The sequence below is a fragment of the Pyxidicoccus sp. MSG2 genome (assembly GCF_026626705.1).
In the GTDB taxonomy this organism is placed as follows: Bacteria; Myxococcota; Myxococcia; order Myxococcales; family Myxococcaceae; genus Myxococcus.
The window spans coordinates 424,159-441,652 of the sequence record NZ_JAPNKC010000001.1 but is presented as its reverse complement, the minus strand read 5'-3'; the positions used below and the strand labels follow the sequence as shown (position 1 = coordinate 441,652).

Annotated in this window: 15 protein-coding genes; 9 read left to right on the top strand and 6 right to left on the bottom strand. The window is 67.5% G+C overall.

Annotation, left to right across the window (positions count from 1 at the left end; genetic code table 11):
- Position 1: 1 nt before the first annotated feature.
- The 4 genes from OV427_RS01940 to OV427_RS01925 all read right to left on the bottom strand — a co-directional run bounded on the left by OV427_RS01940 (position 2) and on the right by OV427_RS01925 (position 4,013).
- Positions 2-1,045, bottom strand: coding sequence for a fatty acid desaturase (locus OV427_RS01940; protein ID WP_267854404.1), 1,044 nt, complete (start codon positions 1,043-1,045; stop codon positions 2-4).
- Positions 1,046-1,159: 114 nt separating this feature from the next.
- Positions 1,160-1,834 (bottom strand): TetR/AcrR family transcriptional regulator, encoded by a 675-nt coding sequence (locus tag OV427_RS01935; protein WP_267854403.1) that lies wholly within the window; start codon positions 1,832-1,834, stop codon positions 1,160-1,162.
- A 136-nt stretch (positions 1,835-1,970) separates the two neighbouring features.
- Entirely contained in the window at positions 1,971-2,777 is an 807-nt protein-coding gene (locus tag OV427_RS01930; RefSeq protein ID WP_267854402.1) for a hypothetical protein, read from the bottom strand.
- 360 nt (positions 2,778-3,137) lie between these two features.
- Positions 3,138-4,013, bottom strand: coding sequence for a discoidin domain-containing protein (locus OV427_RS01925; RefSeq protein WP_267854401.1), 876 nt, complete (start codon positions 4,011-4,013; stop codon positions 3,138-3,140).
- 390 nt (positions 4,014-4,403) lie between these two features.
- Between OV427_RS01925 and OV427_RS01920 the strand changes: the two genes are divergently transcribed.
- The 9 genes from OV427_RS01920 (at position 4,404) to OV427_RS01875 (ending at position 15,328) form a co-directional block, all read left to right on the top strand.
- The gene (locus tag OV427_RS01920) at positions 4,404-6,548 is read left to right on the top strand and encodes an N-acetylmuramoyl-L-alanine amidase (RefSeq protein WP_267854400.1); all 2,145 of its coding nucleotides are present in this window, start codon (positions 4,404-4,406) and stop codon (positions 6,546-6,548) included.
- A 205-nt stretch (positions 6,549-6,753) separates the two neighbouring features.
- Entirely contained in the window at positions 6,754-8,376 is a 1,623-nt protein-coding gene (locus tag OV427_RS50545) for a hypothetical protein (protein WP_324289916.1), read from the top strand.
- A gap of 165 nt (positions 8,377-8,541) precedes the next feature.
- Positions 8,542-9,246: a trypsin-like serine peptidase gene (locus OV427_RS01905; RefSeq protein ID WP_267854399.1), complete on the top strand. Its 705-nt coding sequence runs from the start codon at positions 8,542-8,544 to the stop codon at positions 9,244-9,246.
- Between the two features lie 123 nt (positions 9,247-9,369).
- A complete protein-coding gene (locus OV427_RS01900; RefSeq protein WP_324289915.1) occupies positions 9,370-10,602 on the top strand; it encodes a linear amide C-N hydrolase in 1,233 nt (410 codons plus the stop codon).
- Positions 10,603-11,111: 509 nt separating this feature from the next.
- Complete coding sequence (locus OV427_RS01895) at positions 11,112-12,164, top strand: lipocalin family protein (protein ID WP_267854398.1); 1,053 nt, start codon at positions 11,112-11,114, stop codon at positions 12,162-12,164.
- 113 nt (positions 12,165-12,277) lie between these two features.
- Positions 12,278-12,457 carry a hypothetical protein gene (locus OV427_RS01890; protein ID WP_267854397.1) on the top strand — a complete coding sequence of 60 codons (180 nt, stop codon included), beginning with the start codon at positions 12,278-12,280 and terminating at the stop codon, positions 12,455-12,457.
- A 181-nt stretch (positions 12,458-12,638) separates the two neighbouring features.
- Positions 12,639-14,030, top strand: coding sequence for an SH3 domain-containing protein (locus OV427_RS01885; RefSeq protein ID WP_267854396.1), 1,392 nt, complete (start codon positions 12,639-12,641; stop codon positions 14,028-14,030).
- A gap of 445 nt (positions 14,031-14,475) precedes the next feature.
- Positions 14,476-14,841 carry an ArsR/SmtB family transcription factor gene (locus tag OV427_RS01880; RefSeq protein WP_267854395.1) on the top strand — a complete coding sequence of 122 codons (366 nt, stop codon included), beginning with the start codon at positions 14,476-14,478 and terminating at the stop codon, positions 14,839-14,841.
- Between the two features lie 10 nt (positions 14,842-14,851).
- Positions 14,852-15,328 (top strand): SRPBCC family protein, encoded by a 477-nt coding sequence (locus OV427_RS01875; RefSeq protein WP_267854394.1) that lies wholly within the window; start codon positions 14,852-14,854, stop codon positions 15,326-15,328.
- Between the two features lie 206 nt (positions 15,329-15,534).
- Here the strand turns inward: OV427_RS01875 and OV427_RS01870 are convergent, their stop codons facing one another.
- On the bottom strand, positions 15,535-16,398 hold the full coding sequence (locus tag OV427_RS01870; protein WP_267854393.1) for a hypothetical protein: 864 nt from the start codon (positions 16,396-16,398) through the stop codon (positions 15,535-15,537).
- A gap of 14 nt (positions 16,399-16,412) precedes the next feature.
- Positions 16,413-17,264, bottom strand: coding sequence for a hypothetical protein (locus OV427_RS01865; RefSeq protein ID WP_267854392.1), 852 nt, complete (start codon positions 17,262-17,264; stop codon positions 16,413-16,415).
- Positions 17,265-17,494 lie beyond the last annotated feature (230 nt).

Here is a 17,494-nt window from a genome sequence, read left to right as displayed (position 1 = left end):
TTCAGTCGCGAGCCGCGGTGGGCTGGCTCGCGGTGGCCAGTCGCCAGAGCAGGTGGGGCACGCCGATGACGGGCCTGGGGAAGAAGTGGCGCCGCTGCTCCGCCGTCAGCACCCGGCGCAGGAAGAAGTGCAGGCGGAGCTGCTGGTACCAGGGCAGGGCGGGCTCCAGGTGGTGTGTCAGGTGACAGGGCTGGCCCCACGGCCCTCCGCCCAGCAGCAGCCCCCAGAACCCCAGCCCCAGCTCGCGTGTGCCATTCGCCCGGTCCAGGGGCATGAACAGGTGCTCGGTGCTTTCGCGGAGGCGGTCCAGGACGAAGCTGAGCCAGCTTCCGACGACCAGCAGCGCCACGAGCATGAAGACAGGACCGTGCAGCCAGGTCGCCAGCACCGCGCAGAACAGGAGATAGGAATTGGTGAGCGCGACGGAGAGTCGACGGCTGCGCGTGTGCTCCCGTGGCCGCCACGGGAAGTAGTCCGAGTGGCTGAGCATGGGCGCCAGGGGAAGCAGGGCGCCCAGCAGGCGCCGGAAGCGGACGAAGTGGGTGAAGGAGCCGTCCTCGGGGGTGCCCAGGCTCCGGTGATGGGTCCCGTGGGCTTCCGCGTAGTGGACGGGGTCCGCCAGGAAGAGGCGGCAGGCGTTGTTCGCCAGCAGCCGCAGCGCCCGTGCCACCGGCCCCCTGCCCAGGATGATGAGGTTGTGCGCGGCGCCCTCGTGGACGCTGAACGTGACGATGCCGCACACGAGGAAGCTATGCACCGCGCCGGACACGACGCCCGCCAGCGCGGCGCCGCCCGGCGTCGACAGGGGCCACGGCGACAGGAAGGGCAACACCGTCAGGCTCAGCAGGTCCGCGGCGAAGAGCCCCAGCAGCAGCAAGACATTGAGCGTGTCGTGGAGGACGGGGTGGGCCCGGAACTCCTGCTGGAGCGCGTGGGACTTGTGCCGGAGGTCGTCGAGCTGCGCCTTCGTCAGGGAAGGAAAGGCCTCGAGCTCGCGCCGTTGAAAGGCGACGGCCCGCTGCTGGTCTTCGGGATGTTGATTCATGGAGATGCAATCAGGATGTCTTTGATTGCACCTCCGGCTCAACTCGCATGGGTGCTCACATTCGAGCCCCAGAGGGAAACACGCCCCTTCCGCCGCCCTCCGCGGGTCTACTGCTCATATTTCCTTCCAGGCCTGGAGGCGCGGTGGCGGGGGATGGCGGAGGAGAGGAGGCTCCGGGCGGAGGTAGCCGAGCACGAGCGCGCACAGCTCCTCCGGGAACGCGTGGTTGGTGAGGTAGTCGGGCCGGTCCACGCCCGCGGCATGGCACAGCGCCTCCAGCGTGTGGACGACGATGAAGACGGCCATGTCGAGCTCTCGCGGGCGGATGTCCTCCAGCCGTGGGGCGAGGAAGGCGCGCACCAGGCGGAAGAGCTGCTGCTCGAAGGTGTCCACGTAGCCCAGCGGGCGCAGGTGCGGCAGCAGGCCATACCGGAGCGGGTCGAGCTGGGGGTGGAGCCGCTTGAGGGTGAGGATCTGCTGGATGATGGCTCGCACCGCCACCGTCAATGGGGCCGACGCGGATTCATTCAGCCCGGCCTCGAACTCCGCCAGCCACCGGGCGCCATGCTGCTCCAGCACGGCCATCACCAGCGCCTCCTTGTTCGGGTAGTACTGGTAGAGCGAGCCGATGCTGACGCCCGCCTCCTGGGCGATGCGGTTGGTGTTCGTGGCCTCGTACCCGTCCCGGATGAGGATGCGGGCGGTGGCCGTGAGGATGGCGTCGCAGGTGGCCTGCGCCCGGGACTGACGAGGTTGTTTCCGGCGGGTCGGTGTGGGGCTGCGGGGCATCCAGGCTCCTTGAAATGAGACCGAACCATTTCAAGGAGCGTTGCCCGCGGTCCACACCCGGGCGGGTCCTCCGCGCCAGGACGTCCTCACGACTTCTTCTTCAAGAGCCCGTGGCGGTGCTCGGCCGCGCCCCGGGTCACCAGGTGCAGTTCTGGCTGCCACCCGCCTGGTAGGTCCACGTCGTAACGGGAGCGTTGTTGTTGGCCGGCCAGTTCACCGCGATGTCGAAGGCGCACGCGCAGGAGGTCTGTCCGGCCGTGCCCTGGACGAACGAGACGAACTTGTACTTCCAGGTGGCGACCTCGCCCTGGGCGTCCTTTGACTGGTCCGTGTTGTCCCACCAGCTCAGCTGGCGCGTGGCGGCGTTGTAGTTGAACAGCACGTCGCCGGAGGTGTAATTGGAGTAGTTGTCCCCGCCGAACTTCGGGTCTCCCCCCGCGGACGGCTGGGTGGCACCGACCTGGGGAAAAGGATGCGCCCCCGAGTTGTCGATGTAGAGCCGCCTGCCGCCCACCGTCTGAGTGCCCGCGAGGGACGTCGGATTGATGGCGGGATTCGCCTCGACGCTGCCGTTGCCGGTGATGGTCAATTGCAGCAATTGCCCCGTGCTGCACTGGCTCACCGTGCTGCCCGCCGTCAGGGTCGCCACGGGCTGGAAGCCCGTCCTCTGGTAGGGCTTCACGTTGGCGTACTTCTTCGAGTTCACTCCGAGGTTGCACTCATAGGCCCAGGTGGTCGCGCAGCCCTTGGATGCTCCCGGGGCCACGGCGCATTCCGTGGCGAGGAAGTTCAGGGCCGCGTTGGAGCACATCGTTCCCGTTGCCCCCGCGTGGACCAGCCGCATGTTGCTGCAACCACAGGCCGCGGAAGCCGTGGCGGGCCACAGCCCGCTGACCGCGACCAGCAATCCGACGACACAGACAGCGCTCTTCATGGCGGGCATCGAGAGGCTCCTGGTGAGGGGAGGGACGTCCGCGAGAGCAATCGTCATGCCCGTGACACGCCCCCCGCGTCGCGAGGCGAGTGGGCGCCGGGGAGCGTGCTCGCCGCGTCGGGAAGTGACGCGCCTGCGTTCCCCTCGTACGCGCGCCCCGCTCGTGGCTGATGACACCTGTCACCCGCCGGTGAGTGCCGGTACCGGGCTCGAACAGGTCGCCCGTGTCATGGAGGGCGAAGTCCGCGCCCGGCGCGCCGTTAGACGAAGCCCACGCCCGCGGGCACCGCGCCCGCGGGGTTGGCCACGCCGTAGAGGGCCTTGCTCGCGGGCACCCCTACAGGGGAGCCGGTCGAGCCCTCCCTCCGCTCACTGGCAGAAGCCGAATCTGCAGGTGAGCGGGAAGCCACAAGAATTGCCGCAGCACGGCCCGTTGCGGTAACCGCAGGTCTCGCAGCGGCCCGACGTGCCACACCCGCCCTGCACGCAATAGGCGCCCGAGCAGCAGCTCTCACCGATGTGCCCGCAGAACAGCTGGCAGGTTCCGCCGCTGCACGTGAGCACGCCGGAGCAGACCTGCCCCGGGCAGCACGTCTCGCCGTTGTAACCGCAGTGGGTCTGGCCGCAGCCGAAGAGCTCCAGCCGGCCCATGGACACGACGACGATGCCCGCCGAAGGGTCATTGTCATCCGTGATGTTCAGCCGGTACTTCAGGAAGCTTCCCGGAGACCCCACCGTGTACGTGCGCGTCTGCAGCCCGGCCCAGCCGGTCTCGCCGGAGCGCGTGTCCACCACGACCCAACCGCTGCCATTCCATCCCTCCAGCGTCCAGGCGCTGGGCGCGCGGCTCGTCAACGAACCATTGGCGAACGTGATGGCGTAGCTGGTGACGAGCCGGGGCGTGAAGTCCGTCCACTCGTACGCGATCCACGCGGGCGTCTGGTAGACGGTCGAGATCCACATGCTCGTGTTGGAGCTGTCGAAGGCCTTCCACGCTTCATACGTGGAGTCATAGGCGCCCGACCGGGTGACACTTCCGCTCGGGGCCGTCGCGCTGGTCATCGCCGGCACCAGGCTGGTGGTCGTCGAACAGCTCAGCGCGGCCTCGCTCGTGGCCAGCTCGGGCACGAACTCCGACGAAGCTCCTTCCAACTCCTCTCCAGGGGAGAGGGTGCTTCCACACCCGAGGGCGAACAGCGAGAACAGCGCACTTCCCAGGACAAGGGCACGGCCGGTATGTCGCATCGCGATGAATCTCCAATGTTGCGGAAGGGTGAGCAATGGTGAGCTCACACTCGGAGTCTTGATTTGTTTCACCGCTGATGTCCACCACGGACGCCCTCCATTGCGCCCTCGTTCAGGGCGCTGGTCCACCGGGTCATGTCCGTGAATGTGTCGGTCAGCGCATCCGCTGGACTGACACGGATGCTGTTCAGGTTTGCGCGCGCAGTACTCACCTGTGTTGTTGAGGGCAACGGCAAAAATGGAGACCCAGAATTTCTGGCCTAGTCGCGATTTCTTGATTTCTCGGAGGCCAATAGAATTGTAATCTCCTCCGCTCTGGCTCCCCTTGCGCCCGTCTTTCGCGCTCCCTGGAGCCGCACCTGACTCGCGTGACGAAGTCCGGAGGAATCGATGAAGAAGAGGCCAGGAATTGTCGTGCTCGCCGCCGCGCTGGCGCTGACGCAGGCGTGTGGCATGGACGAGCAGCCGCCGCAGCAGGCGTCCGCGGTCCCCCAGGTGCAGAGGGAAGCGCCAGGGACGGAGGACGCAGCCCGCGAGGATGAGACCTTCGATGCGCTCTTCAAGGAGGCCGGCGCGGAGTTCGATGTGCCGCCCGCGCTCCTCAAGTCCATTGCCTTCGTGCAGACGCGCTACCAGATGGTGGAGGGCACCGAGGAGTTCGCGGGCCGCCCGGCCGTCTTCGGAATGATGGCGCTCACGAGAGCGCAGCTCGAGGAGGGCGCGAAGCTGGCCGGTGTCACGGCGGAGCAGGCGAGGACCGAAGCGCGCTCCCACGTCCGCGCGGCGGCGGCGCTGCTGTCACGTCACGCGAAGGCGCTGAAGGTGGAGCGGACTCAGGCTGCGAAGTGGGCACCGGCGGTGGCCGAGGTGTCCGGCATCCAGGACGAGGCGGGCCGTCGCAGCTTCGTCCAGAACGAGGTCTTCCGGGTGGCCCGCCTGGGACTCGGGACGCTCTCGAAGGAGTGGGCCGCGAGTGGACAGGGCCTGGCCGAAGGGGAGCTGGGGCAGCAGGCCCAGGCGCTCGCCGGTCCGGACTACGCCCCGGCCGTGTGGCGGCCCTCGCCCAACTACAACGCCCGGCCCATGGGGGTGAAGATGGTCATCATCCACACCTGTGAGAGCAGCTACTCGGGGTGCTGGAGCTGGCTGACCAACCCCAGCTCGCAGGTGAGCGCGCACTACGTGGTGCGCGAGGACGGAGGGGAGATCAGCCAGCTCGTGCGCGACGGGAGCCGGGGCTGGCACATCGGCGCCACCTACCAGTGCAGCAACAACAGCGGGGCGGAGTGCGGGCTGAACGGGAGAAGCGCCAACGACTTCACCATCGGCATCGAGCACGGCGGTTATGCGTCGACGGTGAACTGGCCGGTGGGGCAGATCGACGCCTCGGCCCGGCTGCTCTGCGACATCACTCGTGACCACGGGATTCCTCGCGACAGCTACCACGTGGTGGGCCACGGCAAGCTCCAGCCGTATGACCGCACGGACCCCGGTGCCAACTGGCCCTGGCGGGATTACCTCGCCCGGGCCAATTCACACTGCGGCACGGGCTGCGTGCTGATGGGGGACATCAAGGCGAAGTACAACGCGGTGAACGGCCCCGTGCTGCTGGGGGCGTGCCAGGTCGGTGAGCTGGCCACGCCGGACGGCGTGGGCCGTTTCAATCACTTCGAGCGCGGCAGCATCTACTGGACGCCGGCGCTGGGTGCGCACGTGGTGCTGGGCGCCATCCGTGGCAAGTGGGAGCAGCTGAGCTGGGAGCGGGGCGTGCTGGGCTACCCGATTACGGACGAGCTGACGACGCCAGACGGCCGAGGCCGCTACAACCACTTCGAGCGCGGCAGCATCTACTGGACGGCGGAGCTGGGGGCGTGGGAGCTGCACGGGGACATCCGCGCGAAGTGGGAGCAGCTGGGCTGGGAGCGCAGCGTGCTGGGCTACCCGAAGACGGGGGAGCTGGTCACGCCGGACGGGGTGGGCCGCTACAACCACTTCGAGAATGGAAGCATCTACTGGACGCAGGCGACGGGGGCGCACGAGGTGCGCGGACTCATCCATGCGAAGTGGGTGGAGCTGGGGTGGGAGAAGAGCTACCTGGGCTACCCGGTGACGGACGAGCAGGCGGCGCCAGACGGAGTGGGCCGCTTCAGCCACTTCCAGAAGGGAAGCATCTACTTCACGCCGGCGACGGGAGCACATGCGGTGGTTGGCGACATCAACGCCCTGTGGGTGGCACTGAGTCGTGAGGCGGGGTTGCTGGGCTACCCGCTGACGGACGAGACGAAGACGCCGGACGGGGTGGGGCGCTTCAATCACTTCCAGAATGGAAGCATCTACTGGACGCCGACGACGGGAGCGCACGAGGTGCATGGCCCGATTCGCGCGAAGTGGGAGTCGATGGGCTGGGAGACGGGGGCGCTGGGCTACCCGGTGCGTGACGAGTACGCCGTCACCGGCGGGCGCGAGAGCGAGTTCCAGAGGGGCTTCCTCACGCTCACCACCGCCACCAACACCGTCACGGTGCGCATGAAGTAGCAGTACCGGCGGACTCCCTCGGTCCGCATCAGACGACTGAAGTCCGCCCGCGGCGGGAGTGCGACCATCCGCCTCCCGCCGCGCGGCGACACCTTCGCCAGTTCCTCCCCTTTCCCCGAGAAGACGCATGCGCTTGTCTCGCCATCTGCTGTTGTTGTGTGCCCTCGCCGTCGGTTGCGGTGGTCCCGAGGAAGCGCCTCGTCCCGTGGATGAGCTGACCGGCCAGGTCCTGCTCGAGGTGGCCGGGGGCTATGACATGCACCGGCTGATGGAGGATGGGGACCTGGCGGGTGGGGGATGGATCAATCCCGCGCAGGTGCAGCAGTTCCTCCAGCAGAAGGGCTCCTACCTGGCCGGGTACAGGGACCCCGCGTGGGGGAACAAGACGGCCGCAACGCTCATCGTCGAGCGCTCCCTCGCCCATGGCATCAGCCCGCTCTACATGCTGGCGCGCATCCAGATTGAGTCGAGCCTCATCCAGAGCGGAACCTCGGCCAACCTGGCCAAGGCCACCGGTTGCGGTTGTCCGGACAGTGGGGGCTGCGACACGAGCTACGCGGGGTTTGGCAACCAGGTGGAGTGCGGTGCCGCGAAGATTCGGGGATACCTGAGGGACCTGGACGCGGGCAGGCCCACGGTCAGTGGGTGGAAGGTCGGCCTCACCAAGCAGACGTTGGACCCCTGCACGGTGACGCCCGCCACCAAGGCCACCGCCGCGCTCTACACGTACACCCCCTGGGTGGGCGCGTATGCCCTGCAATGCGGGAGGACCACGGTGGGTGGTTCCTCGCTCGTGTCCGCGGTCTTCAACCGCTACCGGACCGATTACAACTGGGGCTCCGGTTGCGTGGTGATGGGGGACATCAAGGCGAAGTACGACGCGGTCAATGGTCCCGTGCTGCTGGGGGCATGCCAGGCCGGTGAGCTGGCCACGCCGGACGGGGTGGGCCGCTTCAATCACTTCGAGCGCGGCAGCATCTACTGGACGCCGACGCTGGGCGCGCACGTGGTGCTGGGCGCCATCCGTGGCAAGTGGGAGCAGCTGAGCTGGGAGCGGGGCGTGCTGGGCTACCCGATTACGGACGAGCTGACGACGCCGGACGGCCGAGGCCGCTACAACCACTTCGAGCGCGGCAGCATCTACTGGACGGCTGAGCTGGGGGCGTGGGAGCTGCACGGGGACATCCGCGCGAAGTGGGAGCAGCTGGGCTGGGAGCGCAGCGTGCTGGGCTACCCGAAGACGGGGGAGCTGGTCACGCCGGACGGGGTGGGCCGCTACAACCACTTCGAGAATGGAAGCATCTACTGGACGCAGGCGACGGGGGCGCACGAGGTGCGCGGACTCATCCATGCGAAGTGGGTGGAGCTGGGGTGGGAGAAGAGCTACCTGGGCTACCCGGTGACGGACGAGCAGGCGGCGCCAGACGGAGTGGGCCGCTTCAGCCACTTCCAGAAGGGAAGCATCTACTTCACGCCGGCGACGGGAGCACATGCGGTGGTTGGCGACATCAACGCCCTGTGGGTGGCACTGAGTCGTGAGGCGGGGTTGCTGGGCTACCCGCTGACGGACGAGACGAAGACGCCGGACGGGGTGGGGCGCTTCAATCACTTCCAGAATGGAAGCATCTACTGGACGCCGACGACGGGAGCGCACGAGGTGCATGGCCCGATTCGCGCGAAGTGGGAGTCGATGGGCTGGGAGACAGGGGCGCTGGGCTACCCGGTGCGTGACGAGTACGCCGTCACCGGCGGGCGCGAGAGCGAGTTCCAGAGAGGCTTCCTCACGCTCACCACCGCCACCAACACCGTCACGGTGCGCATGAAGTAGCAGTCCCTTCGGACGCATGACGGGGAACTGGAGGCCACGAGCGGCGGGGCCGACGCGCTGGCGCCGTTCGCGGCGCACAGGCCTTCGGATTCCTCATCACAAGAGTTCACGTCCACCGTCAGGAGGGGATGGGGCGCGTTCAGGTCCCCAGCAAGGATCTCCGCCATGCCGCCCCTTCTCGCTTCCAAGCAGTACCCATACACCGTCGTTGGCGTGCTGGAGATCTTCTACGAGGAGGGTGGAGCGCTGAGGAAGTGGGTCGGTAGCGGGTACCTCTTGAAGACGGCCATGTACCCGCACCGCAGGGACATCGTCTTGACCGCCGCTCACAACCTCGTCTTCCTGCGGAAGCAGGACCTGCGGGAGGTGCACTTCACCCTCTACGGAGACCGCGACGTCTACTCCGTCGCGTTGCGCAAGAATGGCACCCTCCGGTACGCGATTCCCCGGGGCTATGATGAGCGTCCGCACAGCCCGGCGTTCGACTTCGCGGTGATGATCCTCCAGGAAGGTGCGGGAGGTTCGAATGCCCCGCTTGCGCTGTCCACCGTCGGGGACACGCTCCGGGTGGCCGCGACCATCGCCGGAGGCCTGAGCGCCAGGGTAGGGGAGGGCAATCGCAAGGTGTACTGCAGCACCGTGACGGCCGAGAAACAGACGACCACGCCCCTGTACTACCCGGTGGACGCGACCGCACCCGGGATGAGCGGCGGTCCCGTGCTCGTTCAGGAGGGCTCCGCGTGGACTTCCATTGGCGTCGTCACCGGGACGGGGGACGTGGACGACGCCCCTCGGGGAATCGCCGCACCGATCTTCGATGAAACGAGAAGGATCATCGACACGCTGATCCAGACCTCCCTCGCCGGGTGACTGACGCCTGATGCCCTTCCGGATCGGGTAGGAGGCGCCGCGATTCTCGTGCGGGGCGGTACGCACCAACATACGCCGAGGCGTCGCGCATAGCGGTGAAACACCATCCAGAGAGGCCCCAGAATGTGCACGCATCTGATGATCAGCGTCCCCTCCAATCCCGGCCAGAGCTCTCCAGACGCGCCGCGGATGTTCGTGAGCGGGAGAGCGCTGGAGATGCCGGGAGTGATTGAGCAGAGCGTCTACGTCATGCCGAGCAAGCAGTCCTGGCCGCTGACACCGGCCACTCCCGGCTCGGCAGCCCAGGGGTGGACGACGCTCAATTGGACGAATCCTTATGGTTTCGTGGGGATCGCCCCCTCCGGGAGCAGTTGGGACTCTCAGCCGACCTTCAACGACGGCATCAACAGCGCTGGGCTGTCCGTCGGAGCGCTGTGGCTCGCCCCCGGTACCCAGTATGGCGCCATTGCGGCTGGGAAGACGACCAATCAGGTGTCGTTCCTGGATTTTCCCGCGTGGATTCTCGGCAACTTCGCGTCGGTCAATGACTTCCTGTCAGCCTTTCAGGAGATCATCGTCGTCGGGCCTCTGCCGGGAGCGCAGGACTATGTCCCGCTGCACTACATCGTGACGGACAACACCGGTCAGAGCGCCGTCATCGAGTTCATCGGGGGCGCGCCCCAAATCTACAAGTGTACCAACGGCGTCATGACCAACTGGCCGACCTACGACTGGCAGCTGACGAACGTCCAGAACTACTACAATCTGACGCTCGTCGGCACTTCCACCTCCACCACGGGTGCTGGCAATCCCGTCGGAGGCGGTCTGGTCGGACTGCCCGGAGACTCGCTGTCCGCCTCGCGATTCGTCAAAGCAACCATCCTCTCGCAGGGCATCAGCCAGCTCCCGGCGGACGGTACGGGCTGGCTGCCGGCGCCAGGCATCTTCCAGACGACGCCGCCGACGAAGACCCCGCCCGGCTTCGCCGGTCCAGAGCAGACCGCGGTCACGGTCGCGCTGCAGCTCACGCAGATCTGCATGGGGACGCCGTACGGGATGCTGCTGGAGACGGTGAAGAACTCGCCGTCCACGACGGGCACCCCCGCCACCACGCCGCCCTCGTACACGACCACGTACGGCGACTACACGATGTGGACGAGCGTACGCGACCACACCAATCTCAAGTACTATTTCATGTCTGCGTTCAGCGGGGTTCTCACGATGATCGATCTGAACTCGCTGAACTTCGCCACCACGCCGGCGTACCCGAAAGCCGCGAGCATCGCGATCATGCCCAAGGGAGGCGTGCCGTGGAATGTGGATGCGACGAAGATGCTCACGCCCGCAACCGCGTGAGCTTCCCGTCGCGGGTTCGTCCAGGGCCGTCGTTGGAATGCCAGGGCGAATCGCACAGGTGCCTGAAAGACAGACGGCACGGCGCCTGATGAGGACGTGACCGCAAAGCTGCGGGAGACAGCGGGCAGGTACGTCTCGCCACGCTGTCTCCCTTTTCGCGCGGCTCGGTTGCAGCCACTGAAGGGGCCGCCCGAGCGATGCTCCCGGCCGGTGGACAGCACTGCGGCCGCATCTCAGCTCGCGCTCTCCGCCTGAGCCGGTGAACGGCGACGCGGACTGTTGAGCCACACGACCCGCTCCCTCGAAGACATCGCCCTCGTGGGCGGCCTTTCAGCTCCCAGCGTCACTTCATCACGGTGTTCCGCCGGGTGACGGGGCTCATGCCCGCCGCCCTGAGGCGCGAGGGACTGGGGTGTGTGAAGATTGGGCCCGAAGCGCGTTGAAGCAGGGGACCGGCGCATCCACCGGAAAATCCCTCGTGCCCCAACACCCATCCCAGGCACCTCACCATGGCCCGTCCCAAGAATCCCCTCGTCTGGATACTCCTCGCGGTCGGAGGCGCCTGCGCGTTCTGCTGCACCGGCACCCTGGGGCTCATGGCCCTGGGCTTCTTCGCCGGAGACAGCGACACTCCCGGGACTCCAGGCGCGGTGAACCGGGCGCGTGGCGGCAGCCCGGGCGAGCCCGGCGGCTTCGCGTTCGACGCGCCCCAGGGATGGAAGGCCCAGGAGGACGGGCGGTTCATCCTCGAGTGGACCGAACAGGGTGACACCCTGGGGGTGGAAGCACTCCGGCTGCCGGCCCTGCCCGGGCTCGACGACGCCGAGGGCCGGCTCGCGCGGCTGTGGCAGGAGCGCATTGGCGCGGATTGGAACGGCGTGCAGCCGAACCCGCTGGTGATGCGGCGCTTCATGTCCAACGGGGCCCGCGCCTTCTTCACCGCCGCGGTGGTGCGCGCGAAGAACAACGACCGGAGCTTCCGCGTGAGCCTCTACCTGGTGGAGGCGGGCGACCGCCTGGAGCCGCTGGTGTTCATCCAGAGCTTCATGACGCCCGGGGGCCTGGGTGAAGCCCTGTCGGCCTCGTTCTCCTGGAACAGGTCCTACGCCCGGGTGGAGGAGGCGCTGAAAGGTGTGCGCGGGAGCCCCGTGGGACTGCCGCTGGTGGACGACGCGGAGGTGGCGGGCCACTTCGTCTACGGCACCAGCACCGGAGCCCAGTGGGTCAACACCTATACCGGCGCCACCACCATGACGGCGGTCTCCTACAGCATCGAGTACACCTTCGGCGCCAATCACGCGTTCCAATACAAGTACGCGGGCGCGTCCGGACAGGTGGGGGCGATGAAGTTCGGCTCCGAAGACGACCAGGGTACCTGGAGCGTGAAACACGACGTGCTGACGCTCACTGGCGCGAACCGGACACGCCGGTACCTGCTCATCGGAGCCGCGCGCTCGCCAGAGGGAAAGCGCACGCTCTACCTCATGCGGGAGGGCCAGGGCTGGTCACTTGCCCCGGGCGCCATCGGTCAGGACGGCGAGCTGTACGTGGCGGCGGACTGAAATTCCGCCCGGCCCCCGCCTACACACGACTCGGGACTTGACCTTCGAAGAGCTTCTGGAGCTACGGCGCATCGTGCAGGGAGAGGCGCTTCGAATGCACCAGGAGCCCGCACATGAAGACCGCGGCCTTCGCCGCCGCCGTCAGTCTGCCAGCCCCGTTCACCCTCGAGCGGCGTGACCCCGGACCGCATGACGTCGCCATCGGCCTCCTCCACGGCGGCATCGGCCACTCGGACATCCTCGGGGGGCCTCCCGGAGAAAACGCCGCGCGCATGCGAAATAGCTCGCGCTGAGAGTTCGTTGTCCTGAGGGTGAGCAACCGGCCACAAGTGGGATGACCTGCTCGCCCCCGCACGCAAGCACGGCGACACGGAGCCGTCTTCCCCTCAGGGAGTTGAACGAATGAGGCGACTGGCATCCCCCTCCACTCAGCCACGTGCGACGACCTGCCGGGCTGGCGCACGCACATGGCGCATGCGGATTCTCTCGCTCGCGGTGATGGGGACCACCGCCAGCCTTGCCGCCTGCGCCGCGCCGTCGGCGCTCGCCGTGTCTCCGGCCGGGGTGCCCGCGTTCAGCGAAGACATGCTGTCGCCCGAGTTCTGGATCCGCCGCGCGCCGTCTCCCGACGAGGTGCTGCTCGATGCCGACCAGGTGGCGGCGAAGCGCATGCGCGCCTTCGGTCCGGATGGGGGCCTGGTCGACTTGAAGCGCATCCCGGCCACGCTGACGCGGGCGCGGGTTGCCGGCTGGGTCAAGGATGCGCAGCAGACGCCCATCCAGGCATCCATCGACGAACAGGGCCGACCGGTGACGGAGGCGATGCTCGAAGAACTGCGCCAGAACGCCGCGACCGAGCACATCCCCGAAGTCTCCACCGCGCGCTACGGCCTCAGCGTGCGGCGCACGCCCCTGCGGTCACTGCCGTCCGACCGGCGATTCTTCGCGGAGGAGAACCTGCGCGACTACGAGAGCCTGCAGGCCGGCATCCTGTTCCCAGGCGAGCCGGTCGTCATCGCGCACCACAGCGCGGACCAGCAATGGCTGTTCGTCCTGACGACCCAGGGCCCCGCGTGGGTCCGGCGCGGAGATGTCGCGGAAGGCACGGCGGACACGGTGTTCTCGTACGTGGCGAAAGCGCCCGGGCGTGTCGTCACGGGCGACCAGGTGCGCACGGTCTTCACGCCGGAAGCACCAGGGGTGTCCGAGCTCGAGCTCGACATGGGGGCCGCCCTGCCACGGGCCGACGTGGCACCCGGCGAGCCCGTCAACGGCGCCAGCAGCTATGCGTCGTGGCCGGTGTTGCTGCCGGTGCGCGAGCAGGACGGCACACTGGCCTTCCAGAGCGCGCTGCTGCGCCGTTCCGCCGACACCGCGCCGGGCTATCTGCCGCTGACACGTGCCAACATCCTCCGTCAGGCGTTCAAGTTCCTCGGCGAGCGCTACGGCTGGGGGCACCAGTTCAATGCGCGCGACTGCAGCGGCCTGACCAGCGAAGTGTATCGCAGCCTGGGGCTGTTTCTGCCGCCCAACTCCGGGATGCAGGGGAAGAGCGTGGCGCTGAACCACCGCCTCTTCACGGCGCAGGACTCGCACGCCGAGCGGCTGCGCGCGCTGGCTCAAGCGCAGGTGGGTGACCTCATCGTCGTTCCCGGTCATGTATTGATGCTCATCGGCCACGTGGATGGCGAGCCCTACGTCATCCAGGATGTCCCGTACGCCGTGTTCAAGGATCCGGCCACGCAGCAGCTCCGAAAGACGAAGCTGAACCAGGTATCGGTCACTCCGCTGCTGCCGCTGTATGCCGACGACACGACCCTGTACGTGGACGCGATGACGAGCCTCGTGCACGTCACGCGGCCATAGGCCCGGCCGCCGAGCGCGTCGGGTCCCTCACCGCGGCCCGCGGACGCCTCAGCTCGCGGACATCGTCACGCGGGGAGACACCCTCGCGGCCCGCCGCTCCGGCAGCCAGCTCGCCGGCACCAGCGGTGCGGCCAGGAAGGTCAGGGGCTGTGCCTACCCAAAACCCGGTCGCTGCGTCATGAGCGGGTCAAGGCCACCATCGACAGCGCGTCAAGGCGCGTGAGTGAGGCGCGCGCGGCCGAGGCGACAACATCTCTGACACAGGGGGCACACAGCTCGGGCGGCTCCCGTCCGCGGCCCTCCTCGGCCCCTCCGCTCCAGCCCCCACCTTCAACCGGCCTCCCATTTTTCTGATGCTCCGACGGCACCACCGCGAACTGTTCAAGCAGCGCGCGCTCGAACTGCCCTTGCGTGCCAGCCATCCGAGTGCTAGACACTGAACCACATGGTTCAGTATGCAAATGCCGGCCTCGATGCTTCGTTCGCCGCGCTCTCCGACGCCACCCGACGCGGTGTTCTGGAGCAGCTCGGGCGTGCGGAGGCCTCGATCACGGACCTCGCCGAGAAGTTCAACATGACCCTCACGGGCATGAAGAAGCACGTCGGTGTCCTGGAGCGGGCCGGGCTCGTGATCACGGAGAAGGTCGGGCGTGTGCGGACCTGCAAGATCGGCCCGCGCCGACTGGAGGAAGAGATGGCATGGCTCGAGAGGTACCGCCAGCTCTGGGACGCACGCTTCGACGAGTTGGACAGGGTTGTCGAGGAATTGAAACGGAAGGAGCAGGTCGATGGACGCAAGAAGAGAGAGTGAGCCCACACCCATGAAGAACCGCACGACTGTGGAACGGAAGTCCGAGCGTGAGACCGTCGTCACTCGAACTTTCAATGGTCCGGCACGCATCGTGTTCGAGGCGTGGACAAAGCCCGAGCTGTTCAAGAAGTGGTGGGTGCCGAAGTCGATGGGAATGACCCTGGTTTCCTGCGAGATGGATGTGCGTACCGGGGGCAAGTACCGTCTGGTGTTCGGCCAAGGGATGGCGTTCTTCGGTACGTACAAAGAAGTGACACCGCACTCGCGCCTCGTCTGGACCAATGAGGAAGGTGGTGACAATGAGTCCGTCACCACGGTGACCTTCGAGGAAAAAGGGGGCAAGACGCTGCTGGTCGTGAGCGAGCTCTACCCCTCGAAGGAAGCTCTCGACGCTGCCGGCACCGGGGCGGCGGAGGCGCTGGTCGAGACGTTCCAGCAACTGGACGAGCTTCTCGTCACCCTGGGCGCGAGCGTAGGACGGGCATGAAGGACTACGAGCGGCTGTACGGCGCGAAGACCGCTGCGCCAGAGGGCCATGCGCGGGCGGCGTGCAAGGCGCGCACGCGGGCCCGCGCGAGCTGAGCGCGTCCCGGAGCTCACGCTTCCCTCCACCTGAGCTCCCGGCCGGGCTTCAAGCCACGAAGCCCGGCCTCCCACTCCGCGCCGGAGATGGCGCCGCGTGGTACGGACGGACTACTCGCCGCGGAACGTCGACTTCGCGGCGGCCGCCTTCTGGGACGAGGTCGGCTGGCTGTCGTCGACGCCGAGCGCGTAGTACATGTCCTTGACCAGCGCCTCGTCGACGGACATGCCCGCTGGCAGCTTGTCGGGCGTCGGGCGCTTGGCCCACGCCTGCTGCTCCGTCTTCCCGTTCTGGACGCCCGACATGCCCAGCAGCGTGGACGGGGAGTTGGCGTACGGCGCGGTGACTTTCGACAGGTCCACCTCGACCTCCAGCAACTGGGGCCGCAGGGCCGCGACGTTGTCCTGGATGTACTCGCCGAGCTGCGTCTGGACCATGCCCAGCTCCTGGTACTTGTCCATGTCGAAGGGACCCATCACCGTCGTCAGGCCCGGGACTTCGCGCAGCAGCGCCGCGGCGTCGATTCCGATGACGGACGCCTGGAAGGCCGAGCCCGAGCCGCTGACGGTGCAGTCCGCGGCGATGGTGGCCAGCGTCATGTTGGTCGTCGTCTTGAGCTTCCACGCCTTGAGCGTGAAGCGGTACGAGATGCCCCAGGTCTCGCTCAGGATGATGCCGCCGGTGCGGCCGGGCCGCTGGACGATGGCGCGGATGTCCCCGAGGACGTAGGTGGCGGACGCATCGGCGTTGAACTTCACGACGCCGCCGAAGCCCGCGTCGATGACGGCCGAGGCGCTGGCGAATTGGGACACCAGGCGGACGGGAGCATTCTGCGGCAGTTGGGGCGCGGGAAGGTCGACCAGGACCTGGCTCATGGGGGCGAGCCCGGCCAGCGACGCGATGATGCCCTGGCCCTGGTTGTTGTTGATGAGGTTGGGACTGACCGGGACGATGGCGGAGTTGGTGGTTGTCATGGGGGGCCTCGGGGTCAGGTGGCCTGCGTGTTGTCGTAGATTTGATGCGCCTTCGTCTTGGTCGACGACGCCAGCGGCCCGAAGGGGTCCCCTCCGCTGATCTGGTAGTAGACCGCCTGGGTGAGCCAGGTGCTCACCTCCTCGTAGGCGTAGCCCCGGCTGTTCGAGGACACCTTGCTGGAGAGCCGGTTCAGCGCGGACTGGAGGGTGTCTCCCTGGGTGATGCGGTGGATGGCGTAGGCGGACGAGATGGCCTGCAGGTAGTTGCCGCCCGCGTCGGAGATGAGGTCCGCGCTCGAGAGCCGGTCGGGGAGAATCCACTCGGGGTTGGTGGCGACGCTGTTCTGGAAGTCCGCCGTCATCTTCCCGATGTTGTTCATCATCGTCGCGTCGAAGGGCGCGCCCAGGGTGATGTAGTTGCCGAGCCGGGTGGAGAGCTTGAGGTCCATGCCCGTGAACTGCGCCTCGACGGAGGACTTCACGCCCTGGACACTGGCGGAGGCCGCCAGCCCGGCCAGGTTGAGCGAGGCGGTGGCCGTGGTCCGCGCCACGCTGATGGCGATGCGGGCCGACGTTCCGTACTCGAAGGCCCGGTCGATGCCCTGCACGTTCTCGATGCTCAGCATGGGCGAGGCGAACGAGAAGGCGAACATGTAGAAGTCGTAGGTGCTGTCGCTGCGGCCCTGCATCGACGAGAAGCCCAGCTCCAGCATGATGGAGGCGTTGAACTGCTCCGCCTTGAACGAGGAGAGGGTCAGCTCCGAGGCGGTTGGAACCGCGGCGAGGCGCTCCATCGGAACCACCGTGCGTTGGCCTGCGGCATCCTGGAAGACGGGGGCTCTGGGATTGAGGTACTGCAGTCGCATGTCAGCTCCTGGGTTCGGTGATTCGGTGTCCTCACGGCGTTCAGGGCATTGAGGAGGGGCCCCTTCCCGGCATCACCCGCCTTGGCGTCTCCAATCATGGGGAACCGCTAAAAGCAGCCGCCGGGACGTGCGCCAGGCCGCTGGAGCAAGCGCCGTACCGCGTGGACCCACGCCGGGATGAGCGGTGCGAGCCTCCGGGGACGCGTCCTCCGGGGACGCAGCTGCGTTCC

Excerpts from the sequence above, each read along its gene's own strand:
- OV427_RS01940 (WP_267854404.1), bottom strand. The coding sequence starts at position 1,045 with ATGAATCAACATCCCGAAGACCAGCAGCGGGCCGTCGCCTTTCAACGG.
- OV427_RS01935 (WP_267854403.1), bottom strand. The coding sequence starts at position 1,834 with ATGCCCCGCAGCCCCACACCGACCCGCCGGAAACAACCTCGTCAGTCC.
- OV427_RS01930 (WP_267854402.1), bottom strand. The coding sequence starts at position 2,777 with ATGCCCGCCATGAAGAGCGCTGTCTGTGTCGTCGGATTGCTGGTCGCG.
- OV427_RS01925 (WP_267854401.1), bottom strand. The coding sequence starts at position 4,013 with ATGCGACATACCGGCCGTGCCCTTGTCCTGGGAAGTGCGCTGTTCTCG.
- OV427_RS01920 (WP_267854400.1), top strand. The coding sequence starts at position 4,404 with ATGAAGAAGAGGCCAGGAATTGTCGTGCTCGCCGCCGCGCTGGCGCTG.
- OV427_RS01905 (WP_267854399.1), top strand. The coding sequence starts at position 8,542 with ATGCCGCCCCTTCTCGCTTCCAAGCAGTACCCATACACCGTCGTTGGC.
- OV427_RS01900 (WP_324289915.1), top strand. The coding sequence starts at position 9,370 with ATGTGCACGCATCTGATGATCAGCGTCCCCTCCAATCCCGGCCAGAGC.
- OV427_RS01895 (WP_267854398.1), top strand. The coding sequence starts at position 11,112 with ATGGCCCGTCCCAAGAATCCCCTCGTCTGGATACTCCTCGCGGTCGGA.
- OV427_RS01890 (WP_267854397.1), top strand. The coding sequence starts at position 12,278 with ATGAAGACCGCGGCCTTCGCCGCCGCCGTCAGTCTGCCAGCCCCGTTC.
- OV427_RS01885 (WP_267854396.1), top strand. The coding sequence starts at position 12,639 with ATGCGGATTCTCTCGCTCGCGGTGATGGGGACCACCGCCAGCCTTGCC.
- OV427_RS01880 (WP_267854395.1), top strand. The coding sequence starts at position 14,476 with ATGGTTCAGTATGCAAATGCCGGCCTCGATGCTTCGTTCGCCGCGCTC.
- OV427_RS01875 (WP_267854394.1), top strand. The coding sequence starts at position 14,852 with ATGAAGAACCGCACGACTGTGGAACGGAAGTCCGAGCGTGAGACCGTC.
- OV427_RS01870 (WP_267854393.1), bottom strand. The coding sequence starts at position 16,398 with ATGACAACCACCAACTCCGCCATCGTCCCGGTCAGTCCCAACCTCATC.
- OV427_RS01865 (WP_267854392.1), bottom strand. The coding sequence starts at position 17,264 with ATGCGACTGCAGTACCTCAATCCCAGAGCCCCCGTCTTCCAGGATGCC.